General features: G+C 52.4%; 18 protein-coding genes. 10 read left to right on the forward strand and 8 right to left on the reverse strand.

Annotation, left to right across the window (positions count from 1 at the left end; genetic code table 11):
* Window positions 1-300: 300 nt before the first annotated feature.
* The 4 genes from R6H26_RS07560 (at window position 301) to R6H26_RS07575 (ending at window position 3,312) form a co-directional block, all read left to right on the forward strand.
* The gene (locus R6H26_RS07560) at window positions 301-1,779 is read left to right on the forward strand and encodes a site-2 protease family protein (RefSeq protein ID WP_404789655.1); all 1,479 of its coding nucleotides are present in this window, start codon (window positions 301-303) and stop codon (window positions 1,777-1,779) included.
* A gap of 118 nt (window positions 1,780-1,897) precedes the next feature.
* Window positions 1,898-2,287: a glycine cleavage system protein GcvH gene (gene gcvH / locus R6H26_RS07565; RefSeq protein ID WP_404789657.1), complete on the forward strand. Its 390-nt coding sequence runs from the start codon at window positions 1,898-1,900 to the stop codon at window positions 2,285-2,287.
* 251 nt (window positions 2,288-2,538) lie between these two features.
* Complete coding sequence (locus R6H26_RS07570) at window positions 2,539-2,838, forward strand: DUF3155 domain-containing protein (RefSeq protein ID WP_404789659.1); 300 nt, start codon at window positions 2,539-2,541, stop codon at window positions 2,836-2,838.
* A gap of 231 nt (window positions 2,839-3,069) precedes the next feature.
* A complete protein-coding gene (locus R6H26_RS07575) occupies window positions 3,070-3,312 on the forward strand; it encodes a NifU family protein (RefSeq protein ID WP_404789661.1) in 243 nt (80 codons plus the stop codon).
* A 39-nt stretch (window positions 3,313-3,351) separates the two neighbouring features.
* Here the strand turns inward: R6H26_RS07575 and R6H26_RS07580 are convergent, their stop codons facing one another.
* Window positions 3,352-4,590, reverse strand: coding sequence for an aminotransferase class I/II-fold pyridoxal phosphate-dependent enzyme (locus R6H26_RS07580; RefSeq protein WP_404791241.1), 1,239 nt, complete (start codon window positions 4,588-4,590; stop codon window positions 3,352-3,354).
* 206 nt (window positions 4,591-4,796) lie between these two features.
* Here R6H26_RS07580 and R6H26_RS07585 point away from each other — a divergent pair, with 206 nt between their 5' ends.
* On the forward strand, window positions 4,797-5,621 hold the full coding sequence (locus R6H26_RS07585) for an acyl-CoA desaturase (protein ID WP_404789663.1): 825 nt from the start codon (window positions 4,797-4,799) through the stop codon (window positions 5,619-5,621).
* Between the two features lie 68 nt (window positions 5,622-5,689).
* On the opposite strand, the gene R6H26_RS07590 is transcribed toward R6H26_RS07585, so the two are convergent.
* Window positions 5,690-6,040, reverse strand: coding sequence for a VOC family protein (locus R6H26_RS07590; protein ID WP_404791243.1), 351 nt, complete (start codon window positions 6,038-6,040; stop codon window positions 5,690-5,692).
* 3 nt (window positions 6,041-6,043) lie between these two features.
* Window positions 6,044-6,196, reverse strand: a complete 153-nt coding sequence (locus R6H26_RS07595) for a hypothetical protein (RefSeq protein WP_404789665.1) — start codon at window positions 6,194-6,196, stop codon at window positions 6,044-6,046.
* A 162-nt stretch (window positions 6,197-6,358) separates the two neighbouring features.
* Between R6H26_RS07595 and R6H26_RS07600 the strand changes: the two genes are divergently transcribed.
* Window positions 6,359-7,942: a glucose-6-phosphate isomerase gene (locus R6H26_RS07600; RefSeq protein WP_404791244.1), complete on the forward strand. Its 1,584-nt coding sequence runs from the start codon at window positions 6,359-6,361 to the stop codon at window positions 7,940-7,942.
* Between the two features lie 130 nt (window positions 7,943-8,072).
* Window positions 8,073-8,483, forward strand: a complete 411-nt coding sequence (locus tag R6H26_RS07605; RefSeq protein ID WP_404789667.1) for a hypothetical protein — start codon at window positions 8,073-8,075, stop codon at window positions 8,481-8,483.
* 168 nt (window positions 8,484-8,651) lie between these two features.
* On the opposite strand, the gene petJ is transcribed toward R6H26_RS07605, so the two are convergent.
* The 4 genes from petJ to accD form a co-directional block, all read right to left on the reverse strand.
* Entirely contained in the window at window positions 8,652-8,990 is a 339-nt protein-coding gene (petJ, locus tag R6H26_RS07610) for a cytochrome c6 PetJ (RefSeq protein ID WP_404789669.1), read from the reverse strand.
* Between the two features lie 174 nt (window positions 8,991-9,164).
* A complete protein-coding gene (gene psbV2 / locus R6H26_RS07615) occupies window positions 9,165-9,659 on the reverse strand; it encodes a photosystem II cytochrome PsbV2 (protein WP_404789671.1) in 495 nt (164 codons plus the stop codon).
* 65 nt (window positions 9,660-9,724) lie between these two features.
* Window positions 9,725-10,216, reverse strand: a complete 492-nt coding sequence (gene psbV / locus R6H26_RS07620; RefSeq protein WP_404789672.1) for a photosystem II cytochrome c-550 — start codon at window positions 10,214-10,216, stop codon at window positions 9,725-9,727.
* 287 nt (window positions 10,217-10,503) lie between these two features.
* Complete coding sequence (accD, locus tag R6H26_RS07625) at window positions 10,504-11,379, reverse strand: acetyl-CoA carboxylase, carboxyltransferase subunit beta (protein WP_404789674.1); 876 nt, start codon at window positions 11,377-11,379, stop codon at window positions 10,504-10,506.
* Between the two features lie 241 nt (window positions 11,380-11,620).
* Here accD and R6H26_RS07630 point away from each other — a divergent pair, with 241 nt between their 5' ends.
* From R6H26_RS07630 to R6H26_RS07640, 3 genes are all read left to right on the forward strand, one after another.
* Window positions 11,621-11,800 (forward strand): hypothetical protein, encoded by a 180-nt coding sequence (locus R6H26_RS07630; RefSeq protein ID WP_404789676.1) that lies wholly within the window; start codon window positions 11,621-11,623, stop codon window positions 11,798-11,800.
* 336 nt (window positions 11,801-12,136) lie between these two features.
* Complete coding sequence (gene sir / locus R6H26_RS07635) at window positions 12,137-14,077, forward strand: sulfite reductase, ferredoxin dependent (RefSeq protein ID WP_404789678.1); 1,941 nt, start codon at window positions 12,137-12,139, stop codon at window positions 14,075-14,077.
* Window positions 14,078-14,098: 21 nt separating this feature from the next.
* Entirely contained in the window at window positions 14,099-15,316 is a 1,218-nt protein-coding gene (locus R6H26_RS07640) for an NAD(P)/FAD-dependent oxidoreductase (RefSeq protein WP_404789680.1), read from the forward strand.
* Between the two features lie 46 nt (window positions 15,317-15,362).
* Here the strand turns inward: R6H26_RS07640 and R6H26_RS07645 are convergent, their stop codons facing one another.
* Window positions 15,363-15,746, reverse strand: a complete 384-nt coding sequence (locus R6H26_RS07645; protein ID WP_404789682.1) for a tyrosine-type recombinase/integrase — start codon at window positions 15,744-15,746, stop codon at window positions 15,363-15,365.
* Between the last annotated feature and the right edge of the window lie 858 nt (window positions 15,747-16,604).

A 16,604-nucleotide genomic window follows, 5' to 3' on the forward strand; every position in this document is an offset into this window, starting at 1 on the left:
CGTCTTCTTATTAGGCTAACCACTGCATAAAGCCCGGAAAGCTAAAGTCAGGCGCTGAACCATGCCTAATGTGTGCCAGGACTTGAACCCATTGAAGACGCTCAGTATCCTATTTTGGCAGCAATTAAACATAATAAATTAAATCTGCAGTTCTGTCTAGCAACATTTTTTAATTCATTCTGGTAGCGTGCTGGGAGAACGGGTTTTAGTGCAAAACTGAAGGTAATGCCTTTTTTGATCCGGCTTGCGGCTGAGAGCCGCACGTCCAAGTTGAAGACCTTGTTATAGAACCGATAAATCATGACCGATATCACAACCAATATTCTTCTCCTCGCTGCCATCGCAATTTTAGGGTGGGGACTCTACCGCGCCCGTTCTCTGGGGAAGCTGGGCATTTTGGCGTGGTCGCAGTCTGTGGTTTTGATGGCTCCTTGGCTGATTCTGTTTGGGCTGATGAGCGCAGGCATTGCGGTGAACTTAGCCAGTATTCTGTTTTTGCTCGTGGGGTCTGTCGTCGTCTATATTGCGATCGGTCGTAAATTGAGAGCTTTAGCGCTGCAAAATCCGCGTCCGAAGCCTGCTGAGCCTCTGGAATCGATCGCCCACCCTCCAGCGGAGACGAATGGAGCGGCAGCGTCCGTCCCGAATCCAGAGTCACTGGAGCCGCACCCCATCCCTGCGGACGACCTGCAAGCGCTCAAGGGCATTTTTGGGATAGACACATTTTTCGCGACCGAAACCATCCCCTATCAAGATGGGGCGATTTTCAAAGGAAATCTTCGGGGAGAGCCGGAAGCCGTATGGGACAAGCTCAACCAGAGCTTGGAATCTGCTTTGGGCGATCGCTACCGACTGTTTCTGGTCCAAAACCCAAATGAAAAACCCGTCGCGATCGTATTGCCCAGCCGGAACGACCCCAAGCCGACTACCGTCGCCCAAAAGTGTCTGGCGGTGGGATTGCTGGTCGCTACCTCCGTCACCTGCTGCGCGACGGCAGGTTTTTTACTTCAGTTCGATCTATTCGAGCATTTCGAACGGCTCCCGGAAACGCTGCCCATCGGTCTTGGGCTGTTCAGCGTCGCGATCGCGCACGAACTCGGACATCAAGTCATGGCGCGTCGCCACCAAGTGAAGTTCAGCTGGCCCTTCTTTTTGCCCGCCCTTCAGTTGGGTACTTTTGGGGCGCTCAACCGATTCGAGTCGTTGTTTCCCAACCGAAAAGTGTTGTTCGATGTGGCCTTTGCCGGTCCTGCGGCGGGCGGTCTGTATTCTCTCGGTTTGCTGATCGCGGGTCTGCTGCTCTCCAACCCCAACAGCCTTTTTAAGATCCCGTCCCTCTTTTTTCAAGGCTCAATTTTAGTCGGGACTTTAGCCCGCGTTGTGTTGGGGAATGCCATTCACGAGGAGACAGTGGGCATCAGTCCGCTGATGGTCATTGGCTGGATTGGCTTGGTCATTACGGCCCTCAACCTCATGCCAGCCGGTCAACTGGACGGAGGGCGAGCGGTACAGGCCATTTACGGACGCCGCACCGCAGGCCGCACGACTGTCGTAACGCTGATTTTCTTGGGCATTGCCTCTCTCGTCAATACCCTCGCCCTGTACTGGGCTGCCATTATCTTGATTTTGCAGCGAGATCTGGAACGCCCCAGTCAAAACGAACTTTCCGAACCGGACGATACCAGGGCAGGGCTACTGCTCCTAGCGCTGTTTCTCGCGATCTCGGTACTGATTCCGCTAACGCCGAGTTTGGCGGGACGGTTGGGAATAGGGATGTAGTTGCACGTATTGCCTTGCCGAACCCATCGACTTTTGCTCGGCCTCTGGTGCACAATGGCTCTAAACGTTCGATCTCTCAATTTTCAATCTCTCAACTATCGATGAAGGCTTGCCGTCCATGAGTTTTGAATACCCTGAAGATTTGCGATACTTGGATTCCCATGAGTATGTACGCTTGGATGGAGATATTGCCACGATCGGCATTACGGCGTTCGCTGTAGATCAGCTTGGAGATATTGTGTTTGTAGAGCTGCCCGAGGCGGGCGATTCATTGACCCAAGGCGAAACCTTTGGGTCGGTGGAGTCGGTCAAAGCTGTAGAAGACCTCTATTCACCCATCACGGGGATTGTGATCGAGAGTAATGCTGTCGTTACCGAATCTCCAGAGCAGTTGGCAGAAGATCCTTACGAGTTGGGATGGTTGCTGAAGGTTAAACTCAATGAGATGCCGGACCTTTCCGAGATGATGTCGGCAGAAGAGTACCGCGATCGCGTCGAAGGGGAATAGTTGCCCGTCGCAAAGTTCGGAGGCCCGTACCGCCTCGCTTTGCTACGCGCGCCGATTAACTCATGAAGTCCTTAAAAAACTTTAGAAAACTTGACGAACAGAAGTCAGCAAAGCCGTAAAAATAGTATCCGAGCTTACAAGACTGTATCGAAAGGTTAACAAAAGTTGAAACTTGGGTCTACAAAGGCTATGATCTCGTCGAGTTTTGTAACGATCACTACACTGGACTGCCACAAAAGGAGGTACGGGGTTTGGCAAGAAGACGGAAGCGCAAAAGTCGTCGTCGTCAAGAAGGACGGCGGATTCTAGAATGTGTTCCTCAGTACAGTATTGAAAGCGGTGAAGATAAACCTGTAACGGCTGCCCGAAAGTTCATCCAGTTAAAGGGAATCGCTCCGCCAGCGCTTCTTTTAGTGAAACGCAACGAACATACGACGGATCGGTACTTTTGGGCCGAGAAGGGATTGTTCGGCGCTCAGTACGTCGAAGAGAATCATTTTCTTTTCCCCAGCCTGCGCGTCGAAGAAGAGATGCCTCTGGCACACGTATAGCGTTGCGCTGTATTGATGAGTCCGTTCCATCGAATCAGTACTCGATTCTGAGGCTGTTTAAAGTACATCTATATACTCCAGAACCAGGGCTTGCCAATCTTTGTAGGTCTTTGTTCTGGATGTTTTTTATGAGTTAAAAGCTCCTTCAACTCAGGCTTTAACTGTCTACAATGGAGACGCTGACTGTAATCTCAATGTCGAACTATCTCGAGTAATAGAGAAAGGTGATATATGGCTGCAATTCTTGAATTAACCCGTGAAAATGTCGAAACGGTTTTGGACGAGCTGCGTCCGTATCTGATGGCGGACGGGGGAAATGTGGAACTGGTTGAAGTGGAAGGGCCTGTGGTACGAGTGCGCCTTCAGGGTGCGTGCGGCTCTTGTCCCAGCTCGACCATGACCCTCAAAATGGGAATTGAGCGCAAGCTCAAGGACAGCATCCCTGAAATTGGTGAGGTCGAGCAGGTTCTTTAGCTTGAATAGCCAGCACTGCAAAACTTTAGGAGTGCTGGCTCAGGCAGGCCCGATGCTCTCTAGAGCCGCTTCTAGGGCGATCGCCGCGTGGGTCCAGTGGGTGCCGCCCTGACAAAATGCGATGAACGGTTCCCGTAGGGGGCCGTCGGCAGAAAATTCGGACGTGCTGCCGTCGATAAATGTGCCTCCTGCCATTACCAATTCGCTTTCGTATCCGGGCATCTCGCCAGGTACCGGATCGAGGTAAGCGCCAACGGGCGAATTTTGTTGGATGGCCCGACAAAACGCTTTGAGCTTTTCGGGCGAGCCCAGCTTTACGGCCTGAATGACGTCTCGACGGGGCGCTTCAGGCAAGGGATTGACAGGATAGCCGAGCTGCTGAAACGCGAGGGCGGTGAGGTGATTTCCCTTCATAGCCTCGCCCACCATTTGCGGGGCGAGAAATAAACCTTGAAACAGCAAGCGATGTTGGTCGAACGTCGCGCCGCCGTGGCTGCCAATCCCAGGACTGGTCAGGCGATAGCAGGCAGCTTCCACTAGGTCCGCGCGACCTGCAACGTATCCTCCGGCTGTGGCGATCGTGCCGCCCGGATTTTTGATCAGCGAACCCGCCATCAAATCCGCGCCTACTGCCGTGGGCTCGCGGGTGTCCACAAATTCGCCGTAGCAGTTGTCCACAAAGCAGACCGCGTTGGGATTCTGCTGTTTGACGAGCGCGACAATTTTTTCGATATCTGAGAGACTCAAGCTCGGTCGCCAAGCGTAGCCGCAGGAGCGCTGAATGTGGACCAAGCGCGTACTAGGGCGAATCGCGCGCGCCAAACTCTCCCAGTCGAGCATTCCTGCGGGAGTTAGTTCGAGCTGACGGTAGCGAATGCCAAAGTCGCGCAGAGAGCCTTGTCCTTGCCCCCGCAAGCCGATAACTTCTTCTAACGTATCGTAGGGTGCCCCTGCAACTGCCAACATCTCATCGCCGGGCCGCAGGACGCCAAAGAGGGCACAGGCGATCGCGTGGGTGCCGGAGACAAACTGAACCCGGACCGCTGCTGCCTCTGCACCCATAATTTGGGCAAAAACGCGATCGAGAACCTGACGGCCCAGATCGTCGTGTCCGTAGCCTGACACGCTTGAAAAGTGGTGGGGACCGACCCGATGGTGGCGGAAAACCCTCAACACCCGATGTAGGTTTTCCTTGACTTGAGCGTCAATATTAGAAAAGATAGGACGGAGTGCATTTTCTGCGGCCTGCAACTGCGTCTGCGCGTTCGATAAACCCATCATCAAGCAAAAATGTTAATTTAGTTTACAAATGTTAATCTACGTCACAATGGTTTGAGCCGATCCGATGAGGCTGCCCTATCCTTCGCAAACGACTGAAGCCGTAATGGTTTTACGCTCGCGTGCAGACATCCAGCCTGATGGCTCGAAGTTAAGGCTAACGTAGATGAGGATCGCCCTGTTAACTTTTACTGAAAGGTCTTTGGATGACTGCTGCAACAACTGTTACAAAACCTCCCTTGTCTTGGCCCGTCATTTTGTTTATGGCGGCAATTCATATTGGTGCCCTGTTTGCTTTACTGCCCGGTAACTTTAGCTGGTCAGCCGTCGGTTTAATGCTGGTCTTGCACTGGATCACAGGCGGACTGGGCATCACGTTAGGATGGCATCGATTGCTCAGTCATCGCAGCTTTCAGACGCCCAAGTGGCTGGAGTATTTCTTTGCCTTTTGCGGCGCCTTGGCTTGTGAGGGCGGCATCATCGAGTGGGTGGGCCTGCATCGAAACCATCACGTGTATTCCGACCAAGAGAAAGACCAGCATAATTCCAACTTTGGTTTCTGGTGGAGTCACATGGGTTGGATGTTGCGCGATGTGGCGGCCAAAAAAGAAGTCGAGCGTCTCACTAGAGACATCAACCAAGATCCGGTTTATCAATTTCTAGATAAGTACTTTTTACCGATTCAAATCGTTTTCGGTCTCGGACTGTACGCCGTAGGCGGCTGGTCCTTCGTCGTTTGGGGGATTTTCATGCGTTTGGTGCTGGTTTATCACTGCACGTGGTTTGTCAACAGTGCTACCCACAAGTTCGGCTATCGCACTCACGAGGCAGGCGATCTATCGACCAATTGCTGGTGGGTTGCCCTTCTAACTTACGGGGAAGGCTGGCACAACAATCACCACGCATTTCCTCATTCTGCCCGTCACGGACTGCAGTGGTGGGAAATCGATACGACTTGGATCATGATATCCATTCTTAAAACGCTGGGCTTGGCCACTAAGGTGCGATTGGCAGAAAGCCGCTCTGCATAGATCGCGATAGATCGCGAAAAGAATTCTGATGCGTTTTGACCTCCTTCTCCCTGCGAGACGGAGGTTTTTTAAAGTTTAGCTGCGCTTGTCAATCCATAGGGATATCCATCGGGACCCCAGAAATTCGTCCACGCAAGTCCAGATGCTTTATCTCGATGAATTTCGCCAATAAACCGAACGCCTGCTGCTTCTAACTGCGATCGCGCTCGACCGACATCCGCCACGACAAATTCAATCGTCGGACCGTTCATAAAGGTAGCTTCTGCTGAGCGCGATCCGATCACGCCCAGTCGTTCTCCGCCCTCTAGGGTGAATTCGGCAAATTGCGGGGACTCCACGCTTAAGGGCAACTTCAAAACATCTCGGAAAAAGAGAACGGTATCCTCAAAATAGGGCGTACGCGTCCCGACCCAGCCAATGCCTCAAACGGGGACGGGCGCTGCGGCGATCGCGATCGCCGTTGGGGGATGCCATCGATGCACTGCGAGCGGTAGCTGCAGTCCCGGAATGCAGGCGGCAGCGTAGCCTACACAAAGGGAGCAAAGAATTAAAATCGCTAACCTGAAGGAGGTCATATTGGCTTCAAAAAAGGATCTCGCGCGTTAAATCGCTCTCGTTTCATCATATCCCGAGGGTTAAATCGGGGTTTTGTAAAATCTCGACGGTGTCGCGATCGCCCTTAACGGCGATACTGGGAAGAGGATATGGTTAAGTACAACAGCATTCAAGGATTGAGAATGGATCCAGCGCAACTCTGGCAACGCTATCAAGACTGGCTCTACTATCACGACGGGCTAGGCATTTACCTCGATATCAGTCGTATGCGGTTTACAGATGCCGATGTTGCTGCTCTAATGCCCAAGTTCGACCGAGCGTTTGCAGAAATGGCCGCTTTGGAGAAAGGGGCGATCGCCAACCCAGACGAGAACCGCATGGTGGGCCACTACTGGCTCCGCAATCCAGATCTAGCCCCCACGCCAGAACTCAAGACTGACGTCGTCAAAACCCTTGAGTCTATCGAAACCTTTGTCAAAGATGTCCATTCAGGTACCGTTCACCCATCCTTAGCCCCCAAATTTACCGATATTCTTTCCATCGGCATCGGCGGCTCTGCTCTCGGTCCTGAATTCGTGGCGGAAGCCCTCGCGCCCCTCCACCCGCCCCTCCACATTCACTTTCTCGACAACTCCGATCCGACGGGTATCGATCGGGTGCTCGATCGAATTCAGGATCGGCTGACCTCTACCCTTGTTATCGTCATTTCGAAGTCCGGCAGCACGCCAGAGCCGCGAAACATGATGTTAGAGGTGCAAAAACGGTACCGCGATCGCAGTCTCAATTTTGCCCAGCATGCCGTTGCCGTCACGGGAGAGGGAAGCCAGCTCGACCGCTTGGCCAAGGCCGAGGGGTGGCTCGCTGCCTTCCCCATGCACGACTGGGTCGGTGGGCGCACCTCGGAGATGTCCGCAGTGGGTCTGTTGCCTGCCGCCCTTCAAGGCATCGCCATTCGCGACCTGCTCGAGGGGGCTAAGGTCATGGACGAAGCCACCCGCGTCCCGAACCTCAAGCAAAATCCCGCCGCCCTCCTCGCCCTGAGCTGGTATGTCTCGGGTGACGGCAAGGGACTCAAGGATATGGTGGTATTGCCCTACAAAGACAGCCTGCTTTTGTTTAGTCGTTACCTCCAGCAATTGGTCATGGAATCCTTGGGCAAGGAACTGGACCTAGACGGCAACGTCGTGAACCAAGGAATTGCGGTCTACGGCAATAAAGGCTCCACCGATCAGCACGCCTACGTCCAGCAGCTGCGCGAAGGGCTGCCCAACTTTTTTGCCACCCTCATCGAAGTGCTCCAAGATCGCGAAGGGCCGTCCGTGGAACTGGATCCCAATGTCACGACGGGTGACTATCTGTCGGGCTTTTTATTGGGCACCCGCGAAGCCCTCTACGAAAAAGGTCGAGATACGATTACCGTGACCCTGCCAACAGTCGATGCCAAAAGGGTGGGTGCGTTGATTGCGCTCTACGAGAGAACTGTCGGCTTTTACGCTTCCCTGATTCACGTGAATGCCTATCACCAGCCGGGAGTAGAGGCCGGCAAAAAGGCCGCAGCTGCTACCCTCGCGCTTCAACAGAAGCTTCTGGAGGCGCTGGCGGCAGCCAATGGGGCGATCGCCCTGACGGATTTAGCTGCCAAAGTGGGAGAGAATACCCGCATCGAGACCGTCTACAAAATCCTGCGCCACCTCCACGCCAACAGGCGGATCCGGCTGGAAGGCCCATTAAACCAGCCCGGACAGTTGCGGGTTTCTAGACTGTAAAGCCTTTCTGCTAGGGTGTTGGAGCTGGGCGCCGATCTCGATACACCGCAGTCGGGACGCCGCGATAAAATGAAATTGCGAGATTAAACTCGCTGCCGCCCTCCACTCCGTATTGCTTGAGAGAACTTTAATGGCTCTAGAAGCTGATGTCAAAAAATACATTGCCTGCTGGATGCAGTTAGGGAAAAAGGTTTGGATTAATGCCGGTCAGTCGTTCTGCTTGGCGCAAACGGTTCTCGAACGAGATCGTTACAGTCCTGAGTTCGAGCAATGCTGGGCTCAAATTACGGACGCCCATTCGAACGACTGCTACTTGGACGGCACGACAATCGACGTCAAGGAGCTGCTGAGCGATTCCTGGGAGATCGTGGAATGCGCTCGATGCGATATGCCCATTTCTCTGCCCGCAGCTGGATTGCCCGTCCTCGGTTGCCCTTGCAATAGTTTGCCAAACTGGCCCAATACGGAATTACCGTTGCCCCGCGCGCCCGTCAACTCTTCCGAGCGCCTGCTGGCGATCCAGAAAAATTTGACAAAATAATAAGGCGGCGATCGCGACGCGGCATTTTCCGCAGGCCAAGTTATAGTGCCTGGGGAGAGACTGAGGTTGTTTCGAAAACATTTTGGAAAAAACAAACCGCAGATGGGCTGCTTTACAGTTTGCCCATCTGCGGCTTACTTATGGCTCGATCGAACTGCTAACGTAGGCTTAACCAGCCCAGCCTTTGTCTGCTTGCGATAAAACATAAGCTGCCACGTTAGCAATTTCGTCTGCGCTCAAACGACCGCCAAAAGCAGGCATTGCATTTTTACCATTGGTGACTTGAGTTGTAATGGCATCGGCGGAATACATCGAAAATTGCTCGAGCGCCTCTTTCTTAAGGGTCTTATTGGCCATCACGACATTATTGCCGCCCATATGACAAGCAGCACAATTCGCGCTAAATACCTTCGCGCCTGAAGCAGCATCTGCTGCTAGGGCCGGACGCCCCAACGCGAAGGTCAAAAACGAAACCGCCAATAGAATGACAGATAATAACTTTTTCAACGGGTTCTCCTCCAACAAAATTCGACAGCGATTTGATAACGCGCCTTCACGACGGGCTGGTTCTAAATTGAGGAAGAAACCCTCGTATAGGCCCGTGAAAGCGATCCTTTCTTATTTTAAGATGCTCTAGATCTGATTTTGACGTATCTTTCGACAAAATTTTAGTTACAGTTCTTAAAATCTTTCGATTCCCCAGCCCGGTGCAACTTCCGCCGCCCTCAGCACAAAGGCAGCTAGGTTTTCTAGCTCTCCCGCGGTCAACCAGCGCTCAGAAACTTCTCGACATCCAAACCCAAAGTCTTGACCGTCATAGGTCAATGGTTCGCGTTGAAAGGCCACTAAAGCACCAATCGTGTTGCGAGGCGGCGTTGCACCTTTGAGATCTTCTAAAGACAACGACACTAAAGGATTAGGTAACGTCGCGCCCCCCACGTGACAACTTTTACAGTTCTCTTCAAAGAGGCGCTTACCTACTGACAGGTCGTCTGCCGTAAAAGAGCGAGATTCGCCTTCCTGATTCAAAGGTAAACTAATCGGTTCAGAGGCTTTGAGATAGCGTTGCACGTACGGATCGATCTCTGCCGCCCAAACGAGATCGGGCGTGCTTACAGCTCCGAACACCACCAGTACGATTATCCCAAGCCAGCGCCAGCAAACGGACTTTAGCATGTTTATCTAAAAACCAGATTATCTAAAACTTGCTAGGGAATTACCGGAGGAGATTGCGGATCGCGTTAGTAGTAAATTTTGCCGCCGCCCCACTTATCGCCCAAGATTTTAGGCTGGACCAAAATGTAGCCGGCAATGTCTACGAGTTGATCTTCGCTCAAGTTACGCATCTTTGGAAAGATGTCAGAACTCTTGAGGCTGGGGTGAATTTCGGCAATAGATTCCTCCCCATCGTAGGTCGTCGGATCTTTCATGTAGTCTACCAACCCTTCTATGGTATCGCGATTGGGGTTAGCAAGGGCTAGGGTTTCGGGATCCAAGCCAAGGCTTGGGTTGGTCTTGGTCACACCGCCGACATGACAGCTCGCACAGGCGGCATCGAACAGCTTGCGACCGTCGTCGAACTGTTTGCGGGTAAGAGTAATGGTGTCTCCACTCCCGTTTAGGGGCACTGTTCGGGTAAGCGCATCGAGTTCTGCCGCTTGAGCAACGCCCGTCCAGAGCTGGAATGTAAAGAATACTGCGGCCACCACTAGCCCAAAGTATCGTCTCAACATAGTTCTCCTTTCAATTTCCTCAGTGAATCAAGCTCTCAACACAGACTTAAGATCTATCCGATCGCAGACCGGACAGGGAGGCATGCGCTCGCTTCAAAAGCGAGCACCGCGATTGAAGACCATCGGTTTCAATGTCATTACTCCCGTTAATATCATGCCATTGCAGGGGATGTTTCCCAAAATGACTGCTATTAAACTCTTAAAAAGCGCGGAACGTTGCTGTTTCGAGATCGCAGGATGACGCTACAACAAGGAATAGACGTTCTAATAACGGTTGTGCTGTTTCTTTAAGCGAGGGCTGCGGGGACGGGTTGGTGGAGGCGAATCAGTCGGGCAAGGGTGGCTTTGAGCTGGGTCCGAGGCACGATCGCATCCACGAAGCCGCGATCTAGCAAATATTCTGAGGTTTGAAAGTTGTCTGGCAGCTTTTCACGGAGGGTTTGCTCTACAACGCGCCGTCCGGCAAAACCAATGGTGGCCTTTGGCTCGGCCAAAATGATATCTCCCAGCATGGCAAAGCTAGCGGTCACGCCGCCCGTGGTGGGGTGGGTCAAGAGCGGAATGTAAAGCAGGTGATGTTCGCGGTGGCGCTCGAGGGCCGCCGAGGTTTTTGCCATTTGCACGAGGCTTAACATCCCTTCCTGCATGCGAGCTCCCCCGGAAGCGCAGATGATAATGACGGGGATTCGATCTTGCGTGGCCCGTTCGATCAGACGGGTTAGCTTTTCGCCGACGACCGAACCCATGCTGCCGCCCATAAAGCTAAAGTCCATTGCGCCTAGGGCAATGGGTAGGCCCTCTAACTTGCCAATGCCAGTCTGAACTGCATCCGTAAGTCCGGTTTTCTCCTGATAGTCTTTGAGGCGATCGCCGTAGGATTTGCGATCGCGAAACTTGAGCGGATCGCAGGAGGTCAGGCGCTCGTCCATGGGCGACCAAGTCCCGCTGTCGATCAGCTGAGCAATGCGAGTGCGGCTATCGATGCGGATGTGATGGCCGCAATCGACGCACACCATCTGGTTTGCTTTCAAATCTTTGGTAAAGGTCATCACGCTACAGGCTTCGCACTTGCTCCAGAGACCGTCCGCAATCTCTCGTTCCGGTTGAGCGTGAGAAGCTGGTGTTGTTTTTTGACGATTTGCAAACCAGTCTAGTAAAGACATTGACCTTTAAGGTTCCTTATTGACATTCCCAAAGACCATTGTAGAGTCTTGCCGAAGTCTCTTTCGATCGGGACAGAACGCAACCCGCGATCGAAGATCGCTCGATGGGCTTTTGGCTCGACAGAGGTGCTTAAAAAAAAGTTTAGATCCACAAGCATCTGGATTAAAAATCAACGTAAATACTTGGGCACCCTAACTCATAGAAATGGTTAGATCGAGTATAGGGGTTTTATCAAGCATCATGTTCCAACGTATTTTCGACCGCGATTTTCCCCTCTGGGAGTTCTTAAATCAGCGCATCTTCGATGCAAAGGTTAAATTTCTCAGTCCGAGAGAGTTTCAGCACTATCACCGGGTAGAGCGATTGGAGCAGTGCTGGGGCTTGACTTGCCCGGATCGCAATAAATATCCTTTTGCTTGAGTCGGGTGATGTTGCTAGTTCTAACGGTCGTACCAAGCGTTGATGGGTTTTTGAAATCTGAATCTCAGCCGTTTTACATTTCTTGATATAGAATCTCACCTGCGGGATCCTTCAAGGAATGATACAATAAATGTCAAGATCGTTATTCCGAGCGGATTACCGGATTTAATGGTTTTGCGAGCCAGCGTCACTACTAAACGTCAGTTTTACAGGGAATCCAAGTCTGAGCTTTGAGATGTCGATCGCTTTGGCATCCGGGCTTTTGGCTCCAACCCCGACCGAGTGTGGCTGCGATCGCTGCTCTAGATTTCAACTATCATTCCTGCACCTGTGTCCATGGTTAATACGTTACCGACTGTCCCCGTCCAAGCAAAGCGCTCTAAGGTCGAGTTTCTTAAGGAAAAAAGTAACTATCTGCGGGAGCCCGTGCTCAGCGAACTGAAACTCGATACGAATCACTTTAGTGAAGATGCGGTTCAGATTTTAAAGTTCCACGGCTCTTATCAACAGGACAATCGAGACAATCGAGTCAAAGGTCAAGAGAAAGACTACTCGATGATGTTGCGGACGCGCAGTCCGGGCGGGTTTATTCCGCCGGAGCTGTTTTTGACGCTCGATCGATTGGCGGATACCTACGGCAATGGAACCTTGCGGGCGACAACGCGCCAAGGGTTTCAGCTGCACGGCGTTTTAAAGCGCGACCTTAAGGCCACCATTGTCGAAATCGTTCGCAGCATGGGTTCTACTCTGGGGGCTTGCGGCGACCTGAACCGCAACGTGATGGCTCCGCCCGCCCCCTATAAAAATCGTCCCGAGTATCAGTATGCCCTCGACTATGCCAACCGGATTGCCGATCTCTTGACGCCGCAGTCCGGTGCCTATTACGAGATTTGGTTGGATGGCGAAAAGGCAATTTCTGCGGAGGAGCATCCTGAGGTCAAGGCGGCCCGCCTGCGGAATATTCACCACAGCAATTTATCGAGTCCTAAGGAGCCGATCTACGGGGAGCAGTACATGCCCCGGAAATTTAAGATTGCGGTGACGGTTCCGGGCGACAATTCTGTGGATGTCTATACCCAGGATGTCAGTTTAATTGTCATGACCGGCCCTGAGGGCGAACTAGAAGGGTTTAACGTGTTGGTTGGGGGCGGTCTGGGGCGCACTCACAATAAGGAAGAAACCTTTGTCCGCGCTGCCGATCCCTTAGGCTACGTCGATAAAGACAGCGTCTACGATCTGGTTAAGGCGATCGTGGCGACCCAGCGGGATTACGGCGATCGCACCCAGCGACGGCATGCCCGCATGAAGTACTTGGTCCATGACTGGGGGTTAGAAAAGTTCCGGCAAACGGTTGAGAAGTATTTTGGTCGATCTATTTTGCCCTACAAGGCGCTGCCAGAATTTCAATATAAGGACTTTCTGGGCTGGCACGAGCAAGGCGATGGCAAGTTATTCTTGGGGATTTCCGTCGAGAACGGACGGGTCAAAGATGAGGGCGAGTTTCGACTTAAAACTGCCCTGAAAACTTTGGTGGAAAGGTTCTCGCTGCCTATCCTTTTGACGCCGCATCAAAACGTGCTGTTTTATGGCATTCAGCCCGGCGATCGCGCTGAAATCGACCGGATTTTGCAGGCTTCCGGCATTCAGCCCGTCGAGGCTATCGACCCGATGGTGCGCTATGCCATGGCCTGTCCGGCACTGCCGACCTGCGGATTGGCGATCGCGGAGTCGGAGCGCGCGATTCCTGGGGTGTTGGCTCGGATCCGAGCGTTGCTCGATCGCCTTGGATTGGGACAAGAGCACTTCGTGGTTCGGATGACGGGATGCCCCAATGGCTGCGCTCGTCCTTATATGGCCGAGCTTGGGTTTGTCGGGATTACGCCGGATACGTATCAGGTTTGGTTGGGGAGCAGTCCCCATCAAACGCGGCTGGCACAAGCCTTTGTAGAAAAGCTTCCGATTGCCGAACTAGAGACGTTTCTAGAGCCGCTGCTCGTATTTTTTAAGGAAAAACGCTCGACCGACGGCAAGCCAGAGAGCTTTGGCGATTTTTGCCATCGGGTTGGCTTTGATGCTTTGCGAAGCTACGCTCAAACCTACGTCCCAGCGCCCGTTAAGGCGAGTGCCGATCGCCATCGCCTCCGGTATCGCGTGAATTTAAGGCCTAAGGTGTTTGAGGATCTCAAGCAGGCTGCTGAAGTTCAAGGGCGCACCTTGGCCGATATTGCCTCCGATGCAATTGAGGCTTACTTAAAGCAGTCTCAACCCGGTGCGTAATGCTTTGAGCGGCGGCACGCTATGAAAATTGTAGCGATTGGGGGTGGAGCGGCTGGCTTTTTTGGCGCGATCGCCGCTGCTGAAGCCAGTCCCCACGCCCAGGTGACGCTACTGGAGGCCAGCCCGCAGGTGTTGGCTAAGGTTCGGATTTCGGGTGGGGGTCGCTGTAATGTGACCCACGCTTGCTTCGACCCGACGGCGTTGGTGCAGTATTATCCGCGCGGGGGGAAGGCTCTGCGCGGGTCTTTCGCTCGGTTTCAGCCCCACGATACGGTGGCGTGGTTTGAGTCCCGTGGGGTGGCGCTCAAAACCGAGCCTGACGGGCGCATGTTTCCGACGACCGACGATTCCGCCACGATTGTGGACTGTCTGGTCCACACTGCTCAACGAGCTGGGGTGCAGGTGGCGACTGGGGCGGCGGCGACGGAGGTTATCCCTTCGGCCTCTGGATTTACTGTGCAACTTAAGGGCGGCAAAACGATCGGGTGCGATCGCCTTTTCTTGGCAACGGGCAGCCATCCTTTGGGCTATCGGTTGGCGGCAAGTTTGGGCCATCAGCTCGTGCCACCCGTTCCTTCCCTATTTACGTTTAATATTTCCGATCCTCGCTTGGCAGCGTTGGCGGGGGTGTCGGTGCCTTTGGTGCGGGTGAAGCTGCTGGTGGAGGGTCAAAAGCCTTTGGAGCAGGAAGGACCGTTGTTGATTACCCATTGGGGTGCGAGCGGGCCTGCGGTGCTCAAGCTGTCGGCTTGGGGCGCGCGGTTGCTTTACGATGCGCGGTACCGAGCTGCTATTCAAGTAAATTGGCTGCCTGCCCTAAAGGTTGAAGTGTTGCGGGGCGTGTTGTTGAGGGTGAAGGAGGAATGGGCGAGGAAGGCGATCTCCAAGCATTGCCCGGTTGCCCTACCTCAACGGCTCTGGCAGCGGTTGGTTGAATCTGTAGGGATCGACCCCGAACTCCGCTGGGCCGATCTTTCTAAGAAAGCGCTGAATCTACTGTTGCTGGAATTGACGCAGGGGCAGTTTGAGATTCGGGGTAAGGGCATTTTTAAGGATGAGTTTGTCACTTGCGGTGGCATTCCTCTCGCGGAAGTTAATTTTAAGACGATGGAAAGTCGCTGTTGTCCGGGGCTGTACTTTGCGGGCGAGATTTTGGATGTGGATGGCGTAACGGGTGGGTTTAATTTTCAGAATGCCTGGACGACGGGTTGGATTGCAGGACAGGCGATGGGTGGATAAAATTTCCCAGAAAATATTTAATCGCTAGGATATTTATGAAAGAAGTCTATTCATCTAAGGGACTGCGTACCCCATGACCGCCCTTGTTAAGAACGTGGGTGTAAATCATAGTTGTTTTTACATCCTTATGCCCCAGTAATTCCTGTATGGTACGGATGTCGTAGCCATTTTGCAACAGGTGAGTGGCAAAGCTGTGGCGGAATGTATGGCAACTGCCATGTTTGGCTATGCCTGCTGATTTAATGGCTATTTTTACCGCCCTTTGCAGCGGTCTTTCCTGAATATGATACCGTCGCATTACGCTGGATCCTGGAATCCTCGAAAGGCTGATAGCTGGGAACATGTATTGCCACCCCCATTCTCGATTGAGATTTGGATATTTCTTTTCTAGTGCATTGGGCAGAAATACCTCTCCCAATCCTGCGCTCAAATCTTGTTGGTGGAGCTTCTTTGCATACTGGAGCTAGCTTTGCAGAGATTCTACGAGGGAAGACGGCAACATCGTTTGCCTATTCTGAAATCCCTTCCCGTCGCGAACGACAATTAGGATGTTAGACGACATCATGTTAGATAAACATCCCATAGAGGGTGTTAGACGACAGTTTGTCGTTTAAACAATAGTTATGCGGCTCGTGTCTCGTATGATCAATGCTTAAAATCGAAGAATCCGATTACCGCCCTCTGGATTCATTCCCTCTCAAATGGCGCTGGACTGATTCTCGCTGGAATAAGTTACCCAACATCGCCCTAAACTCCATACATCCTCTTAGCGAGAGTAAAGCCCGCGAGTTGTGTCGATATTTGTTGGAACTCTCTGGCCACTCAGGACTCAACGAATCTTTGTTTGAGCGTATTTCACGCATCAATACTTCTGGTGATGAGTCAGAAGTTCGGCAATGGTTACTTGATCGCTCAACATAGTCGTATCAAGCGGTAGTTGTATCGTGGAGCAATAATCTTGCTGCTTTGGTGAGGTGGAAAGTGTTCTGCAAATATTGGGATGATTTTTGCTAGCCTTCATCTGAAGATGCGGTAATATTTCCGCCTTCTGGAGAATGGATGCTGTTTTATTCGCACGATGAATATTTTATGTACGGTGAGAGGCGTATCGGAGGCGAAGCCTAACATAGTCCCTGAGGTAGACGGAGTCAATCACTAAGTTTCTGGGCAGTGTTCAGTCAAGTGAAATTCACCTACTACTGAGAGTTCTACATCAGTAGCAAGTTATTTTTGCCGAAAATTCCTTTGTTGCTAGCGATTTGGATTGAACCTGAATTTCATTGTCTCA

The organism is Altericista sp. CCNU0014 (assembly GCF_044923475.1).
GTDB lineage: Bacteria > Cyanobacteriota > Cyanobacteriia > Thermosynechococcales > Thermosynechococcaceae > JAAURS01.